We start from the raw sequence: 972 nt of genomic DNA, 5'->3' as shown, positions 1-972 counted from the left end.
GGCGCCGGCCGGTCCAGCACCATGACCGGTCCAGCACCGTCAGTCCGGGGCGTGACCCCGGTGCAACGCCACCACGCCGCCGGTGAGGTTGCGCCAGCCGACCCGGGACCAGCCCGCCTCCCGCAGCAGGCCGGCCAGCTCCGCCTGGGCGGGCCAGGCCCGGATCGACTCGGCGAGATAGACGTACGAGTCCGGGCTGTTGCTCACCGCACGGGCCACGGCAGGCAAGGCCCGCATCAGGTACTCGACGTAGACCGTCCGCCAGAGCGCCCAGACCGGGCGGCTGAACTCGCACACCACAAGCATCCCGCCCGGACGGGTCACCCGACGCAGCTCGGTGAGGCAGCCGAACGTGTCGGCGACGTTGCGCAGACCGAACGAGATCGTCGTCCGGTCAAAGGTCTCGTCCCGGAACGGCAGCCGCAGCCCGTCCCCGGCGGTCAGCAGGATCCGCCCAGCCTCCCCCGGCAACGGCCGCGACGCCAGCCGACGTTGCCCGGCCCGCAGCATCCCCAGGGAGAAGTCGCAGGCCACCACATCGGTCCCGGCGAGAGCGAAGGCTCGTGACGAGGTCGCCGTCCCGGCTGCGAGGTCGAGAACCCGAAGCCCCGGCCGCAGGTCCAGCGCGCCCGCCGTGGCGCGCCGCCAGGTCCGGTCGAGCCCGCCGGTGAGCACGGTGTTGGTCAGGTCGTACCGGTTGGCCACCCCGTCGAACATCGACGCGACGTCCCGCGGACGTTTGTCGAGTCCCGCTCTGCTCACCATGCCCCTTCCCCGCTCACCATGCCCCTTCCCCGCCGCCGAACCGCGCCGAGGCCGCCGCCGAGGCGTCGCGGGCGGCCCTCTCGACGGTGTCCCAGTCGGTGCTCTCGCCGATCCGCCGCAGCCGCGTGCGGGTCGGCTCGTCGCACAGCGCGCCCGCGACCCCGGCGGTGTACAGGTCGCGGGCCCGGGCACCGAGCCCCGCCGCGA

1 protein-coding gene and 1 pseudogene are annotated in these 972 nt (G+C 74.3%); both read right to left on the bottom strand.

The window, feature by feature from the left end; genetic code table 11:
• Positions 1-39: 39 nt before the first annotated feature.
• A complete protein-coding gene (locus AC08ON_RS11680) occupies positions 40-762 on the bottom strand; it encodes a demethylmenaquinone methyltransferase (protein ID WP_476608409.1) in 723 nt (240 codons plus the stop codon).
• Positions 763-778: 16 nt separating this feature from the next.
• A pseudogene (locus AC08ON_RS11675) lies at positions 779-972 on the bottom strand (adenosine deaminase); the annotation flags it as partial.

It is taken from the genome of Frankia sp. CoWAU3 (assembly GCF_977971855.1).
This window is presented reverse-complemented; position numbering and strand designations above follow the sequence as displayed.